Origin of the sequence: Ensifer sp. MJa1, assembly GCF_037026475.1 — a bacterium.
Taxonomy (GTDB): Bacteria; Pseudomonadota; Alphaproteobacteria; order Rhizobiales; family Rhizobiaceae; genus Ensifer.
In genome coordinates this window covers 34566-50021 of record NZ_JAKUMO010000030.1, presented here as the reverse complement: position 1 = coordinate 50021, position 15456 = coordinate 34566, and the positions used below count along the sequence as shown (strand labels likewise).

Below are 15456 nucleotides of genomic sequence, written 5' to 3'. Positions count from 1 at the left end.
AGGAGTGGATACGGAACGCGACGGAACGGGGGTGGTCGGTCCCGCTTCCCCTTCGGGCCACTATGTTGAAGCTCCTGCGGCGACCCTTCTTCCACCCTTCGCGTGACGCGAATTCCCGCTTTCCCGCTGATGCGGCGCTATGCTGAAAGCTCCGATACGCTACATCATGAGCTAGCTAGCCCTCTCGGGCCGGTCGTAGCGCCAAGGGATATTTTGGCGCGCCTCAGACCTTCGGCGAAAGCCATCATCAGTGGTCCGACGCCCTTGGCGTCATCGGCCACTACCCTTTCAGTGAGGTAATAGCCGGGTGAACCGTCCCGATAGTTGCCTTCGAACCCGCCGAGACCGGCAACTCCAACGATCGTCGTCAATCGGGTGACGCCCTCGTCGTCTGTGTCGAGACGTCGCGACAGGAGCGCGTCGAGGGCCTTGTTGCCGGCAGAAGCTGCCCGGTCGGGCTCGGCAAGACCCAACCGATCGGCGCGCAGCAATGCGTAGGCAAGCATCGCGGAGGCAGAGCTTTCCTCGTAGTTGCCCTTGAGATCGGGTTCGTCGAGCACCTGCATCCAGAGACCGGCCGGCGTTTGCCTCGCGATCAATTCGTCCAGCAGAAGGCGTGTCCGCTGACGCAGCGCAGCAGTCGCCCTGTCGTCGGGCAGAAGCGCCAGCACATCGACCAGCGCCATTGCCAGCCAGCCGACGGCGCGCGCCCAAACCGCCGGTGACTTTCCCGTTGTCGGATCGGACCACCGTTGCTTCCGGCTGTCGTCATAGCCGTGAGCGTAAAGACCGCCGGTAGTCGCAGTGAAATCCAGCGCCGTCGAAAACTGCTGAAGAGCGTCGGCGATCAGCGCCGGCTTGTCATTAACGAGGGCGTACTCGATCTGAAACGGCAACCCCATGTAAAGCCCATCGAGCCAGACCTGGTGCGGATAACGCTGCTTGTGCCAATAGTTGCCCGCAATTATGCGCGGATGGGTTTCAAGTTGACCTGCGAGATGGTCTGCCGCTTGTCTGTAACGAGGATCCCCTGTTTCTGCGGCGAGCGGGAACAGGACGCGTCCTGCAAGGACGTTGTCGATGTTGTACTCGGCGGGATCGTAGCCGAGGAGCGTGCCGTCAGGAGCGATCTGGCGATCGATGAGCCGGCGCAGGTGCTCGCTCCAGCGCTCTTCGCCGGTCGCTTCGAAAAGAAGGCGGAGACCGCGGTAAATGCAGCCATCCTCATAACACCAGCTTCCGCCCTTGTAGGGGGTGTAGCGTTGCGCGAACTGGTCGAAATATATGGTCGGGTCCATCGGTTATCTCATTCAAAGGAAAAGGAAATCGGGGCTCTGCTTAAGAGCGCCGGTTCATCGCAGTCGACGTCGGCGCACTCGGCGACGATTGCCTCGTGCAGCATCGGTCGTATCCCGTCGGCCATGATCGGAGGCGTAGGTGTCGCGTCGGCGCGATAGGACGCGATCTTCAACCGGCGAATTCTAATATTGCTGATGGGTGCTTCCGGCAGACCGAGAAACGCGCCCGCTGTGTGGGCGAGCTTGCGGATTTCGACATCCTCGATGGTGACGCCGTCGATGCAGGGTGTTCCCGTATCCGTTAGCGCCGGCTGGCGTGATTGCACCCACTCGTCGTGACCATCCACATCGCAATGGTAATGAGCGTTGGCCGATAGCGCTGTGTCGACGCCATCCATGAGAACCCGCCGCATCGTAATGTTCGTGATAGAACCGCCGCGACCGCGCCTTGTCTTCAGACGCAGGCCGCGATCGGTGCCGACCATCTCGCAGTCCGCGATAAAGACGTCGTGCACGCCGCCCGACATTTCCGAGCCGATGACGAGGCCGCCATGGCCTCGCTCCATCAGGCAATGGGTGACGCGGAGGCCGCGGGTTTCGCCGAGATGATCGTCTTCGCCGTTCGGTCCGCGCTTTCCGGCTTTGACCGCGATGCAGTCGTCGCCGACCGAGAACCGCACGCCGGTGATAGTGACGTCACGACAGCTTTCGGGGTTGAAACCATCGGTGTTGGGGCTGTCGGGCGGAGCGCAAACGGTGAGACCCGCGGCAACCAGCCCGCTGCAGTCCTGCGGATGGATCGTCCAGGACGGCGCGTTGCGGATGGTAAAACCAAGCAGCTTCGTATCGGTGCAGGAAACGAGGTGCAGCCCACGCGGGCGGCGGGCCCCGTCGCGGGTTTCCTTTGGCCAGGTCCACCAGTCCCCGCTGTCGCCCGAGCCATCGAGCGTGCCTTCGCCCTCAATCACCAGATCTTTAGCGCCGATCGCATGGACCGGAGCGGCAAAACAGACGGCCGGCAGTCCTTCCCAGCTCCCGAGCATCCTGCCCGTTTCGTCACGCGCCGCAAGGATGGGCCAGCCGGCGCGAGTCGATGGCGCCCGCAGAACCGCTCCCTTGGAGAGATGCAGGGTCATGCCGCTCTTCAGCCGAACGGGAAATGCCGTCCAGTCTCCCTTGGGCAGACGCAGTGTACCGCCGTCGGGCACGGCGGTTACAGCATCTGCCAAAGCGGCAGCGTTGGCGCGGGCTCCTTCGAGATCGTCGTGGCGGATATCCGGGACAAGACCGAACGCGGTCGGATCAACCAGACCGGCGCAGGCTGCCATTTCGAACTCGAGTGGCTGGAACCCGTCGACTTCAAGCCGGTAACGATAAAGGGGTCGAAGGTCATGAAAGAGGCTCACGACGGTCGTCGCCGCGCCTTCTTGCGCGTCGCCATCGCCAGTCAGCGCCGAAAGTCGCCACGACGCCGGCTCAGGCAGGCGATAGAGCGCTCCGGCTTTAGGCAGGCAAAGCGCTGCCGTTCGCGCCGAAAGCGCGATGATGGACGGTCGGATCATGTCTCTTTCTCTTGGCTATTGATCCACGAGGGGAGCCCGCCGCGAAAACCGCGGCGGGAAGTCTGAGGATCAATCGAACTCGGCGAGCACGTCGTTCACCGTCTCGATGATCTGTGCGGCCGCCTCATCCGCCGTCAGCTGGCCATAGGCGAATTCTTCCAGCGTATCGATGAAGGCTGCGCGCACTTCCGGATGCTCGTTGAACGGCGAGACGGCCGGGCCGCTCGCGGCAACGACGATCGCGTTTGCGGCCCGCACTTCAGGTTCACCCTTGTCACCGAGGCGGGCGGCGGCTGCCTTCGACGCCGGCAAGCCGCGCGATGTGCCGAGCGCATCGATGCCCTCCGGTTCGTTCAGCAGGCAATTGACGATTTGAGCGGCCGCCCCCGGATCCTTGGAATTCTTGGAGATGGAGAACACCATCGAGGGCTTGCGATAGACGCCTTCTGTCACCGCGTCCGGTAGCTTCAGCATGGCCACGGGTTTCAGGACCTGACCGTCCTTCAACGGGTCCGCATATTTCGAATAGGTCGAATCCCACTCGTAGGAACCGGCGACCTTGCCATCGGCCCAGGCCGGCTTTTCGAACAGGTTGACATTGCCGTCGGCCGCCTCCTCTTTCTGCGATCGGATAGCTCCGGTCTCGACCAGTTTACCCAGGAACGATATGCCCTCGGAAAGCTCCTCCGGCGTCCAGGCAACGCGATTGGTCGCGGGATCGACGAGATCCTTTCTGGTCTTCTGAACGACAGCCAGGGTCGTCAAAAGCTGGGCTGTCTCCTTCACGGCGTTGAACGTGTAGTAGTCCTTGCCGAGCTTCTCCTTGATGGTCGCCGTGGCCGCGAAGAACTCATCCCAGCTCTTTGGAATGGCGACGCCTGCTTTCTCGAAGGTCGTGGCGTTGAAGAAGAAGACACGACCCGTCGTCGAAATGGAAAGCCCCTGCAGCACCCCGTTCATCGAGCCGGCTGCCAGATCCGCCTCGCTCCAGTTGGAAAGGTCGATCGCCCCAAGCTTGCGCAGATCGGCGAAACCGTCGCCATTCTTCGAGAACAGCGGCAGCCAGGGCCAGTTGACCTGGATGATGTCTGCTTCGGTCTTGCCAGCCATCTGGGTCGTCAGCTTTTCAAGGTAGCCGTCAAAGCCGGTGAATTCGCCCTTGACCGTGTGGCCATGTTTTTCGCCACAGGCGGCGATCGCCTTCTGGGTGGCGACATGGCGGCTCTCGCCGCCCCACCAGGCCATGCGCAATTCGGCGGCCTGCGCTGCCGTGGCAAGAGCCAGAGCGCCGTAGGCGACGCTGACCAGTGCTGCGATCATTCTTTTCATTTTCATTGAACTTCTCCTCCTTGGAATAGGGCCGAACGCTGCCTCCTCACAGCGAGACGTTGCGGCCGTCGGTTTTGTCGAAAACGTGAAGATGGTCCGGGTCCGGGCGCAGTCGGATCACATCCGACCGGCCGATCGCCTCGAACTCGGCAGCACCGACGACGCTCGCCAGCTTGCGCCCTTCGAGATCGGCATGGAGATAGACCTCGTGGCCCATGAACTCGGCATTGGTGAGCCTTGCAGCGAGCCCCTGCCCGTCGGCGGCGAGCGAAAGATGCTGCGGACGCATGCCAAGGACCGCCTCAGCAGGGCGAGCCGAAAGCCTGCCTTCGAGATTGGTGCCAAGCGCCAGCCTTTGGCTGCCGATCTGGAGTTCGCGACCCTCAAGCGTCGCATCGACAAGGTTCATCTCTGGGCTTCCGATGAAGCCGGCGACGAAGAGGTTTGCCGGACGGTTGTAGAGCTCCTTGGGCGTCGCCACCTGCATGATGTGGCCGGCCTGCATGACGCAGATCCGGTCTCCCATGGTCATGGCTTCGGTCTGATCGTGCGTCACGTAGATGACCGTCGAAGACAGGCCTTCGGCCTTCAACTGGCGGTGCAGGTCGGTGATGCGTACCCGCATCGAGGCGCGCAGCTTGGCGTCGAGATTGGACAGCGGCTCGTCGAACAGGAAGACGCCCGGCTTCTTGATCAGGGCGCGCCCGAGAGCCACGCGCTGGGCCTGGCCGCCGGAGAGCTGCTTCGGCAACCGGTCGAGCAACGGTTCGATTTCGAGGATCTTGGCCACCTGATTGATGGCCGCCTCGATCTCGGCCTTCGGCTTGCCTGCGATCTTCAGGCCGAAGGCGAGGTTGCCGCGCACCTTCATATGCGGATAGAGCGCGTAGTTCTGGAACACCATTGCGATCGAGCGCTTGCCGGGCGGCAGGTCGTTGACGCGCTGGTCGCCGATCAGGATTTCTCCGCCTGAGATTTCCTCAAGCCCCGCAACCATGCGCAGCGTCGTGGACTTGGCGCATCCGGACGGGCCGACGAAGACCATGAACTCTCCATCCTCGATATCGAGGTTGATGCCGTGGACTGCCTTGAACGCGCCGCCATAGACCTTTTCGAGGTCTTTGAGTTGAACCTTTGCCATGGTCAGCCTTTGACTCCCCCGGAGGAGATCCCTTCAATGAAATACCGTTGCGCAGCGAAGAACACGACCAGAGCCGGTGTGATGGTCAGCACCGACATTGCGAGAATGCGGTTCCATTCGAAGGCTTCTGTTGTGTCGATGGAAAGTTTGAGCGCGAGGCTCACGGGGTACTTGTCGACCGATGACAGGTAGATCAGCGGCCCGAGAAAATCGTTCATCGTCCACATGAACTGGAACAGGCAGACGGAGATCAGCGCCGGCGCCAGCATCGGCACGACGATGTAAACCAGTGTCTGCAGACTGTTGGCGCCATCGACGCGCGCCGCCTCTTCCATGTCTGCCGGCAGCGAGCGCAGGAACTGCACCAGCATGAAGACGAAGAAGGCATCGCCGGCAAAGGCAGAAGGCACCCAGAGCGGCAGGAAACTGTCGAGCCAGCCGAGATCACGGAACAGGATGTATTGCGGGATGCGCGTCACCACATTCGGCAAGAGCAGGATCGCGATCACGGAAGCGAAGAGGATCTTCTTGAGCGGGAAATCGAACCGCGCGAAGGCGTAGGCCGCCATGGTGCAGGAGATCGCCGTCCCGATCACCTTCGGCAGAATGATCAGGAACGAGTTCCAGAAGAAGCGGCCGAACGTGTAGGGCGTCGACGTCTGCCAGCCCTTGATGTAGCCGTCGGCGGTCGGATTTTCCGGCAGGAAGCCGGCGCCGGCGAAGATCTCCGAGTTGGTCTTGAAACTTGCGCCGACCAGCCAGATCAGCGGATAGAGCATGACGAAACCGACTGAAAACAAGAGCACGTAGCGAACTGTTGTCGACAAGAGACGGAGCCTTGCCCTGCGTGCGGCCTGCCGGTCGTTGAAAGTCTGGAGGTCGGCCATGGCTCAGTTCCTCTTGTCGCCGGCGTAATAGACCCACTTCTTCGAGGACCAGAATGCCACGAGGGTCAGCACGGTGATGATGATGAAGAGCACCCAGGCAATCGACGAGGCATAGCCCATGTTGAACTTCTTGAAGGCCTCGTCATAAATGTAGAGCGGCAGCAGGTAGGTTGCCTTCAGCGGACCGCCCTGGGTGATGATGTAGGGGCCGTTGAACTCCTGGAACGCCTGAACCATCTGCATGATAAGGTTGAAGAAGATGACCGGGGTCAGCAGCGGCAGCGTGATCCAGAAGAAGGTCCGCACCTTGCCCGCACCGTCGATGGCTGCCGCCTCATAGAGCGACTTGTCGATCGATTGCAGCGCCGCGAGAAAGATCACCATGGCCGAACCGAACTGCCAGCAGCGCAGAAGCGTGATGGTGAAGAGCGCATTGGTCGGATCGCCGAACCAGTCGACTGGAGCAAGCCCCAGCGTGGCGAGCGCCATGTTGGCAAGTCCCTCCGAGGCAAAGACATAGCGCCACAAAACGGCGATCGCGATCGAGCCACCGAGGATCGACGGCACATAGAAGGCGGTGCGGAAGAGGCCGATGAACTTCAACCGGTAATTCAGGATCGCGGCGATGAAGAGTGCAAAGGCGAGCTTCAACGGCACGGTCAGAAACACGTAGAGCAGCGTTACGTTGAGCGACTTGATGAACGTGCGATCACGGGTAAACAGCCGCTCATAGTTGGCGAACCCCGTCCAGCGGGGCTCGCTCATCAGATCATAGCTGGTGAAGCTCAGGTAGAACGAGCCGATGAACGGAATGGCCGTGAAAATCAGAAGGCCGATGATGTAGGGCGCGAGATAGCCAAGCCCGAGAAGACGCTGACCTTTCATGCCCATCCTCCCGGATGGCACCGAAATGCTGCTTTTATAGATACAGTTTCGTACAAATTACGCTCCCGGATCGGCACGGACGAAAGCGGGATTTTCCCTTTTTCGCCACGAACCGGTCCCTCCTCCCAGATGATGCGGTGCGCATAAGCGGTTTATGCGGTGACAATCGCCGATCTCTCCTGCAGAATGAATTCACAAAGGTGAGGAAAAAGATGGACGAAATTGAAGGTGGCATTCTCTCTGCGATTCCGCCGACTGCGCTGACCCTTAATCTGACGCGGGCAGCGATCCGCATGGAACACTCGCACACCTGGCGGATCGACAAGTCCAACGAGGTCGATGACCTCGTGATCTGTCTCGAAGGGCGCGGCCACTACCTGATCGACGGCGATCCGGTGATCATGGAGCCGGGCGATGCGATGCTGATTTTGCGCGGGCAACGTTTCGTCGGATGGAATGAGGGGCGGGAGACCTATCTCGGTGTCGCGCAGCACTTCACGCTCGATATCTATGGGCGCCATAATCTTATCGCGCAGATGGATCTGCAATCGAAATTGCGCCTCACACGCTGGCCGCTTCTCGAACCGCTGGTCCGCCACTATCGCCAGAGTGCTCCCCCCTCCTCCGTTACCCTCGGCCAGCATCATCTCTTCATGGTGCTGCTCATTGCCTTCATCGAGGATGCATTCATCGGCTGGCGCGACCACGCCACCTATCAGCCCGAGGGTGCCGATGCGATCGACCTTGCTGTCATGAAAGCTGCCACAATGATTTCCGCCAATCCTCTCGATCCAGAAGTGGCAACGCGCGCGGTCGACGCGTCGCCTTACAATCGTGACTACTTCCTGCGCGAGTTTCAGAAGCGGGTCACGCGCACACCACGCAAGTACCAGGAACTGAAGCGGATGGAGCGCGCGATGCACTTTCTGGAGGCCGGCCTTTCGGTGGCGGCGGCTGCTGCGGAAGTCGGCTATTCCGACCCCTATTATTTTTCCCGCATGTTCAAGCGGACCTTGGGCCTTAGTCCGCGCGATCACCTGAACAAGGTCCGCCAGAGCCGTGATGGCGGCTTGATGCAGCTTGATGAACCCGAGCAGGCGCAGGCACTTGCGGGTCAGTTCTCCCCGGCGATGCATGGCAAATGACCGAGGTCGCGCACGCTCCCAAAAGTCGATCGACCCTGGGAGCGCTACATCATCGCGGGAGCCGGGCGCTTTGAAACACGGCACGAACGCCCTCCATGAGAAGAGGACTCGTGCGGCGCTCAGCGTCAACGCCGTGCAAAGAGCCGTCACGTCTTGCGCTTGTGGCTGCCGATGAGCGCGTCGAGCATCTCGACTTCGGCGCCCGTCAGGTCCTTGAGCGGGCTGCGCACGGAGCCGGCATCAAACCCCTGCAGCCGCACGCCGGCCTTGATCGCCGCAACCGCATAGCCCTTGGCCCGGTTTCGGATCGCGATGAACGGATAGAAGAAGTCGTTCAGGATGCGCTCGCAGGTGGCACGATCGCGGCCGCGGAGGGCTGCGTAGAACTCGTTGGCAAGTCCCGGCACGAAATTGAACACGGCGGACGAATAGGTGGTAAACCCGGCACCGAGGTAGGCCTCGGCAAAGAGCTCGGCCGTCGGCATGCCGCCGAGATACATCAGCCGATCGCCCATCTTGGCGGTGACCTGGCGCACGAGGCCGATGTCGCCGGTGCCGTCCTTGAAGCCGATCAGGTTCGGGCATTCGTCGCAAAGACGAGCCAAGGTATCGGCCTGCAGCACGGAATTGTCGCGGTTATAGACCATGACGCCGATGCCGACCGACTGGCAGATCTTCTTCACGTGGTGGTAGAGGCCTTCCTGGGGCGCATCGATCAGGTAATGCGGCAGAAGCAGGATACCATCGGCCCCGACTTTTTCGACCGAGCGAGCGATATCGATGGCCATCTCGGTGCCGTAGCCGCAGCCCGATACGATCGCGGTCTCGCCAGACACCTCCTTGGCGGCCGCAACGATACCGGGAATTTCATCCGGCTTGAGCGAGAAGAACTCACCGGTCCCGCCGGCGGCAAACAGTACCGGCGCCTTGTAGCCGGCCAGCCACTCAACGTGCGCCTTGTAACTTTCGGGCGCGAAGCGGCCCTGCGCATCGAAGTGCGTCACCGGGAAGGAAAGCAGGCCCGATCCAAGTGCGGCCTTGATCTGTTCTGGGGTCATTTCTCTTGGTCCTTTACGTGTATTTAGAATGGAAAATTTCGGGATCCGGGCCGCTTCCGCGTCAGCTCATCATATCACCGATATGACAAGTAGGGATTGGCGACGGCTTCATCGAGCCAGCCAGCCACCGTCCACATTGAGTATGGCGCCGTGAACGTAGTCGGCAGCAGACGACGACAGGAACACGGCGGCGCCGGCGATGTCCTTGGGCTTTCCCCAGCGGTTGGCGGGGATGCGATCGAGGATGGCTTTATTGCGATCGGGGTCGTCGCGCAGCGCCTCGGTGTTGTTGGTCTCGATGTAACCTGGCGCGATCGCGTTTACATTGATGCCCTTGGACGCCCACTCGTTGGCAAGCAGCTTGGTCAAACCCGAAACGCCATGCTTGGAGGCCGTATAGGACGGCACACGAATGCCACCTTGGAAGGAAAGCAACGATGCGATGTTGACGATTTTTCCGGATCGGCCCTTCGCCAACAATTCCTTGGCGAAGGCCTGGCATGTGAAGAAGAGTGCTTTGACGTTGACGTCCATGACGTCGTCCCAGTCGGCCTCGGAAAACTCGACCGCATCGGCGCGGCGAATGATGCCGGCATTGTTGACAAGAATGTCGTAGCCCTTTCCGGCAAAGACGTCGCGCGCAGCCATCGGATCGGCAAAGTCCAAGGCAAGCGGCACGGCGATCCCTCCCGCGTTTGCGATGATTTCAAGGGTTTCCTCAGGCGCGCGCCGCGCAGCGCAAGTTACGTCAGCGCCAGCCGCAGCAAGGCCAACGGCAACCGCCTGCCCAAGCCCGGTGTTTGCGCCGGTGACGAGCGCCTTATGGCCCTGAAGGGAAAAAGAATTTGTCACTTCAGTTCCCCCGGCTGGATGAACTCCATGTCGGTATAGTCGACATTGTCGCCGGCCATCGCCCATATGAACGTGTAGGATCCGATGCCGGCGCCCGAGTGAATGGACCAGGGGGGAGAAATCGCGCCTTCTTCGTTCGAGATGAAGAGATGGCGCGTTTCCTGCGGCTCGCCCATCAGGTGCAGCACGCGCGATTTTTCGTCCATGCCGAAATAGAGATAGGCCTCCATGCGGCGATCATGGACGTGCGCAGGAATGGTGTTCCACACCGAGCCATCTTCAAGCGTGGTGTAGCCGAGGACGAGCTGGCAGCTCTCCATGACCAGCGGGTGGATGAACTGGTTGATCGTGCGCTTGTTGGAGGTCTCGGTCGTGCCGAGTTTGACTTCCTTGCTGTCGGCAATGGTGACAAGCCGGGCGGGCAGGCTGCGGTGGGCCGGGCAGGAAGTGATGTAAAAGCGCCCCTCCCCGGAGAAGGTTACGGGCCCCGTACCCATTCCGAGATAGAGAACGTCGCCGCGCTTGAGCGTGTAGCTTTCCTTCTCGGTGGTGACGATGCCTGTTTCGCCGACATTGACGATACCCATCTCGCGCCGGTCAAGGAACGACGGCGTCTTGGTTTCTTCCACCTTGTCGAGCGTCAGCGGCTTGCCCGCGGGAACGGCGCCGCCCATCACGAAGCGATCGTAGTGGGTATAGATCAACCGGATCTCACCCGGCCTGAACATGTCCTGAGCCAGGAAATGCCTGCGGAGACCCTCTGTATCGAGCGTCTTTGCATAGTCCGGATTGACGGCTTGCCGCGTTTCAACGGTCAGCATGAAACTCCTCCATCGGTAATTGCGACCAACATATAATATGTGTTAGACCTATTTGTATGATATGTCTGACAAGGTCAAGAGGCAAGCGGTACCTTGTCTTTGTTTGCGGTGTCTGAAGGGGGCTTGGAATGGAACGTCTGCTCATTACCGGCGCGGCGGGTCAGCTTGGGCGTGTGATGCGCACAAAGCTCGCCGGGCTTGCCGTCACGGTCCGGCTTGCAGATCGTGCAGGTCTACGCACCCCGGCTGACCATGAGGAGCTCGTCCCATGCGATCTTGCCGACGCTCAAGCGGTGGACGCCATGGTCGCCGGCTGCGTCGGTATCGTCCATCTTGGCGGGGCGTCGACCGAAGGGCCGTTTGAGGGGATCGTGCGCGGAAACATCGGCGGTCTTTACAATCTCTTCGAGGCCGCTCGCGTCAATGGGCGCCCGCGCATCGTCTTTGCCAGTTCCAACCACACAATCGGCTGTTATCCGCAAGCCGAACGGCTCGGCCCAGATGCTCCGTTCCGCCCGGATGGATTTTAAGGGGTCTCAAAATGCTTCGCTTGCGCGCATGTATTTCGAGAAGTTCGGGCAGGAAACGGCGCTGGTTCGCATCGGCTCCTGCACGCCGGGGCCAACGAACCACCGGATGTTATCGACCTGGCTTTCTCATGGAGACTTGGCGTCGCTTGTCGAGGCGGTCTTCCGCGTCCCGGTTTTGGGCTACCCCGTCATCTGGGGCGCATCGGCGAATGACGCCGGGTGGTGGGACAACACCCATCTTGGCTGGCTCGGGTGGAAACCCAGGGGTAATGCCGAACATTTCCGGGCGCGTGTCGCGGAGGCAGTGCCGCGGCCTGGCTCCGACAAATCCATGGCCCGCTTTCAGGCCGGTGCCTATGTCGACAATCCGATCTTCAAGGAGTGATGAATGACTTTCGAACCGCATGGCAAACATCTGGTCGCAGGCGAATGGATCGCAACTGCGCAGAAATTTACGAGCGAACCGGCAAGTGGTCCTGCCTTTGAATTCTCCGTCGGAACGGTGGAACTGGTTGATCAGGCGGCAAAAGCCGCAGAGGACGCCTTCTGGACCTATGGCCACTCCACTCGGGAGGAGCGCGCAGCCTTCCTCGAAACCGTCGCCGACGAAATAGAGGCGCGCGGGGCGGCGATCACCGAGATCGGGAGTTCGGAAACCGGGCTGCCAGCCGCCCGGCTCGAGGGAGAGCGTGCCCGAACCACTAGCCAACTTCGGCTGTTTGCCGCCCACATTCGCAAGGGCGAATACCTCGACAGGCGACGCGACGAGGCCTTGCCGGCCCGCAAACCCCTGCCCCGCCCCGACATCCGCCTGATCCAGCGCCCGATCGGTCCTGTTGCCGTCTTCGGCGCCTCCAACTTTCCGTTGGCGTTTTCGACCATGGGCGGTGATACCGCCTCGGCTCTTGCGGCAGGTTGCCCCGTCATCGTCAAGGGCCACTCGGCACATCCGGGGACCGGCGAGATCGTCGCAGAGGCTGCGCTGGCCGCGGTCAAGGCGCACGGATTGCACCCGGGCGTCTTTTCGTTGATCCAGGGCGGGCGCCGCGATGTTGGAACCGGGCTCGTAACGCATCCGTTGATCAAGGCGGCCGGTTTCACCGGCTCTCTGGCGGGTGGACGGGCACTGTTTGATCTGTGCGCAGGACGACCGGAACCCATCCCCTTCTTCGGCGAACTCGGCTCGGTGAACCCGATGTTCCTCCTGCCCGACGCGATCACGGCGCGCAGCGCGGAGATCGCCAAGGGGTGGGCAGGTTCGCTTACGATGGGCGCCGGGCAGTTTTGCACCAATCCGGGCATCGCGGTGATCCTTGCCGAGCAGGCCCCCGCCTTCGCGCAAGCCGCTCGCGCCGCGCTTTTAGACGTTGCACCGCAGTTGATGCTCACCGACGGCATTGCCAGAGCCTACCGCGACGGGCGTGACCGGATCACGGCGGGAGTTGGCGTCCGCCATATCCTCGGCTCAGATTGCAAGAACCGCGATGCAACGCCCAACCTCTTTCTCGTTGCGGCTCGGGATTGGCTCGGCAATCACGCCCTTTCAGAGGAGGTTTTCGGGCCGCTCGGCCTGATCGTCACGGTCGAGAATCCCGAAGAGATGATTGAGGTTGCGAATTGCTTTGCAGGACAGTTGACAGCAACCATCCATCTCGACGCTGGCGACACCGATCTCGCTCGCAAGCTCATGGTGATCCTTGAACGCAAGGCGGGCCGCATCCTGGTCAACGGCTATCCGACAGGCGTCGAGGTCTGCGATGCGATGGTTCACGGTGGCCCGTACCCGGCCTCGACCAACTTCGGCGCAAGCTCGGTCGGAACCATGGCCATTCGCCGGTTTCTAAGACCCGTTTCCTATCAGAACATTCCTGAACGGCTGATGCCTCGGGATCTGAGGTCGGCATAGCGACGGATTGCGCCATCACCCCTTGATGGCGTATCCACAAACGGACCGACAGTGATCTTGGAAACGGCCTATTGCATGATGACAGCGACGACTTCCGATCCCTCCGCCTCCCAGGGCAAGACGCTCGTGGCGCAGGTTACGGATGCTCTTCGTTCCCAGATATCCAAGGGGCGTTACAATCCTGGAGACCGCCTGCCGTCTGAATCAAAGCTCACCCAGGAATTCGGCGTGAGCCGCACAGTGGTGCGCGAGGCGATTGCCGCGCTCCGCTCCGACGGCCTGGTTGAGCCCCGGCAAGGAGCGGGCGTTTTCCTTTTGCAGCAGTCTGCCTCCGCGCGGCGGCCGTTTCAACAGGTCGACCTCACGCGGGTGTCGTCGCTGATCGAGATGCTGGAGCTTAGGACCGCAGTCGAGGGCGACGCAGCGGCACTTGCGGCCCTTCGCCGCTCGCCCGGTCAGGAAGGCAAGCTCATTGAAGCCTTTGACGCCTTCAGGGCCTGCGCGGATGCGGGCAAACCGACCGCGGAGGCCGATTTCGCCTTCCACGTCGCGATCGCCGAGGCAACCAACAATCCGCGCTTTGGCGAGTTTCTTAGGGCGCTTGGACCGGCTCTCATCCCCCGTCGCGCCATCGTGGATAACGGCGAGGAGGCTGTTCTTGCCGCCGACGAACTTAAGCGTCTCGTAGACGAACACGAGGCAATTCTCCTGGCCATACAGAACGGCGACGAGGATGCCGCACGCGCGGCCATGCGCAACCACCTCAAGAATAGCCAGATACGCTATCGCGCCATGTTGCGCACGACGCGCTAAGGACGCGAACCCGCGGCCGCCCTTGCAATCGAACAGATAACGGCTAACATGCCAGACAGGTTCGAAACAGGCGGAGTGGAAATGGAAGCCGAAAACAATCACGTTCGCGGCACGTCGCTGGCGGCAAAGATCAGCACTGCACTTCGCCGCGAACTGATGGAGGGTGTCTTCCGCCCGGGTGACAGGCTCCCGAGCGAAAGCGCCCTGACCAAGGAGTATTCGGTCAGCCGAACCGTCGTACGTGAGGCCATTGCAATCCTGCGGGCAGACGGTCTGGTTGAGGCGCGCAAGGGCGCTGGCATCTTTGCGCTGGAGACCCAGCAGGACAAGAACCAGCCCTTCAAGGACCTGACGACCCAACGGATCTCCTCTGTGATCGAACTCCTTGAACTCAGGACGGTTTTCGAGGTTGAATCAGCCGGGCTTGCGGCATCTCGTCGTTCGGCGGCACAAATCGAGGCGATCCTCGAGGCCCATCACCACGTGGGCGAATGCCTGGCCACCGGGGCCCCCACGCGAGACGCAGATTTCGAGCTTCACCTTGCGATCGCGGAGGCCACGCAGAACCGGCGCTTCCCGGAGTTTCTCCAGCTGATCCGCTCAGGCATCATTCCGCGCGGCGAGCTGCAAGGCTCGGCACCTGGCTCGCGCCCAAAGGACTATAACCTTCACCTGCAGGAGGAACACGGCCAGATCGTCGATGCCATCATCGAGGGAAATGCGGACGCCGCACGCGAACGGATGCGCGCCCACCTTCGTGGGAGCCTGGAGCGCTACAAGGTGCTTTTGCGTTCGCGCACCATGGCAACCGAAGAAAGTTGATCTCGGGTCAACATCGTAGTTGTCATACAAGTATATGAACATGTATGGTGATGGTGTTATACAACATCGCCGAGGCTTACATGACTCTCCCCACCTTTCCCGCAGTATCGCCCGACGCTGGCGTCACCCGCCAGGTCCTTTCCGATTCCCCCGAACTCATGGTCGTGTCTTTTCGCTTCGAAACCGGCGCAAAAGGCAAGTTGCACCGCCATCCGCATGTGCAATCCACCTATGTGGCGCGCGGCCGTTTCCGCTTCTTCCGCAACGGCGTAGCCTATGAATTGCAGGCTGGCGACAGTCTCGTCATCCCCGGAGATACTGAGCACGGGTGCCAGTGCCTTGAGGCGGGCGAGCTCATCGACTGCTTTTCGCCCCGTCGCGACGATTTCCTGTGATCGGTTTGGCTT

The 15456-nt window shown here is 61.2% G+C and carries 14 protein-coding genes and 1 pseudogene; 6 read left to right on the top strand and 9 right to left on the bottom strand.

The window, feature by feature from the left end:
• Positions 1-164: 164 nt before the first annotated feature.
• From MKZ91_RS28070 to MKZ91_RS28045, 6 genes are all read right to left on the bottom strand, one after another.
• Positions 165-1298: a glycoside hydrolase family 88/105 protein gene (locus MKZ91_RS28070; RefSeq protein WP_336174325.1), complete on the bottom strand. Its 1134-nt coding sequence runs from the start codon at positions 1296-1298 to the stop codon at positions 165-167.
• A gap of 8 nt (positions 1299-1306) precedes the next feature.
• Positions 1307-2860 (bottom strand): polygalacturonase PglA, encoded by a 1554-nt coding sequence (gene pglA, locus MKZ91_RS28065; RefSeq protein ID WP_336174324.1) that lies wholly within the window; start codon positions 2858-2860, stop codon positions 1307-1309.
• Positions 2861-2929: 69 nt separating this feature from the next.
• Positions 2930-4195, bottom strand: a complete 1266-nt coding sequence (locus MKZ91_RS28060; protein WP_336174323.1) for an ABC transporter substrate-binding protein — start codon at positions 4193-4195, stop codon at positions 2930-2932.
• Between the two features lie 40 nt (positions 4196-4235).
• Positions 4236-5330 (bottom strand): ABC transporter ATP-binding protein, encoded by a 1095-nt coding sequence (locus MKZ91_RS28055; protein WP_336174322.1) that lies wholly within the window; start codon positions 5328-5330, stop codon positions 4236-4238.
• A 2-nt stretch (positions 5331-5332) separates the two neighbouring features.
• The gene (locus MKZ91_RS28050) at positions 5333-6217 is read right to left on the bottom strand and encodes a carbohydrate ABC transporter permease (protein ID WP_336174321.1); all 885 of its coding nucleotides are present in this window, start codon (positions 6215-6217) and stop codon (positions 5333-5335) included.
• Between the two features lie 3 nt (positions 6218-6220).
• Positions 6221-7102 carry a carbohydrate ABC transporter permease gene (locus tag MKZ91_RS28045; RefSeq protein WP_336174320.1) on the bottom strand — a complete coding sequence of 294 codons (882 nt, stop codon included), beginning with the start codon at positions 7100-7102 and terminating at the stop codon, positions 6221-6223.
• A 212-nt stretch (positions 7103-7314) separates the two neighbouring features.
• On the opposite strand from MKZ91_RS28045, the gene MKZ91_RS28040 reads away from it, so the two are divergent.
• Positions 7315-8247: a helix-turn-helix domain-containing protein gene (locus tag MKZ91_RS28040; RefSeq protein WP_336174319.1), complete on the top strand. Its 933-nt coding sequence runs from the start codon at positions 7315-7317 to the stop codon at positions 8245-8247.
• Between the two features lie 146 nt (positions 8248-8393).
• Here MKZ91_RS28040 and kdgD read toward each other — a convergent pair whose 3' ends face one another.
• The 3 genes from kdgD to kduI all read right to left on the bottom strand — a co-directional run bounded on the left by kdgD (position 8394) and on the right by kduI (position 10978).
• A complete protein-coding gene (kdgD, locus tag MKZ91_RS28035) occupies positions 8394-9305 on the bottom strand; it encodes a 5-dehydro-4-deoxyglucarate dehydratase (protein ID WP_336174318.1) in 912 nt (303 codons plus the stop codon).
• Positions 9306-9413: 108 nt separating this feature from the next.
• On the bottom strand, positions 9414-10157 hold the full coding sequence (kduD, locus tag MKZ91_RS28030; protein ID WP_336174317.1) for a 2-dehydro-3-deoxy-D-gluconate 5-dehydrogenase KduD: 744 nt from the start codon (positions 10155-10157) through the stop codon (positions 9414-9416).
• Entirely contained in the window at positions 10154-10978 is an 825-nt protein-coding gene (gene kduI / locus MKZ91_RS28025; RefSeq protein ID WP_336174316.1) for a 5-dehydro-4-deoxy-D-glucuronate isomerase, read from the bottom strand. The genes kduD and kduI overlap by 4 nt, the downstream gene beginning before the upstream one ends.
• 128 nt (positions 10979-11106) lie before the next feature.
• On the opposite strand from kduI, the pseudogene MKZ91_RS28020 reads away from it, so the two are divergent.
• From MKZ91_RS28020 to MKZ91_RS28000, 5 genes and pseudogenes are all read left to right on the top strand, one after another.
• Positions 11107-11893 (top strand): annotated as a pseudogene (locus MKZ91_RS28020) (NAD-dependent epimerase/dehydratase family protein).
• A 3-nt stretch (positions 11894-11896) separates the two neighbouring features.
• Positions 11897-13414 (top strand): aldehyde dehydrogenase (NADP(+)), encoded by a 1518-nt coding sequence (locus MKZ91_RS28015; RefSeq protein ID WP_336174315.1) that lies wholly within the window; start codon positions 11897-11899, stop codon positions 13412-13414.
• A gap of 75 nt (positions 13415-13489) precedes the next feature.
• Positions 13490-14227, top strand: a complete 738-nt coding sequence (locus MKZ91_RS28010) for a FadR/GntR family transcriptional regulator (RefSeq protein WP_336174314.1) — start codon at positions 13490-13492, stop codon at positions 14225-14227.
• Between the two features lie 81 nt (positions 14228-14308).
• Entirely contained in the window at positions 14309-15049 is a 741-nt protein-coding gene (locus MKZ91_RS28005; RefSeq protein WP_275025965.1) for a FadR/GntR family transcriptional regulator, read from the top strand.
• Between the two features lie 80 nt (positions 15050-15129).
• On the top strand, positions 15130-15444 hold the full coding sequence (locus MKZ91_RS28000) for a cupin domain-containing protein (protein ID WP_336174313.1): 315 nt from the start codon (positions 15130-15132) through the stop codon (positions 15442-15444).
• The last annotated feature ends 12 nt before the right edge of the window (positions 15445-15456 follow it).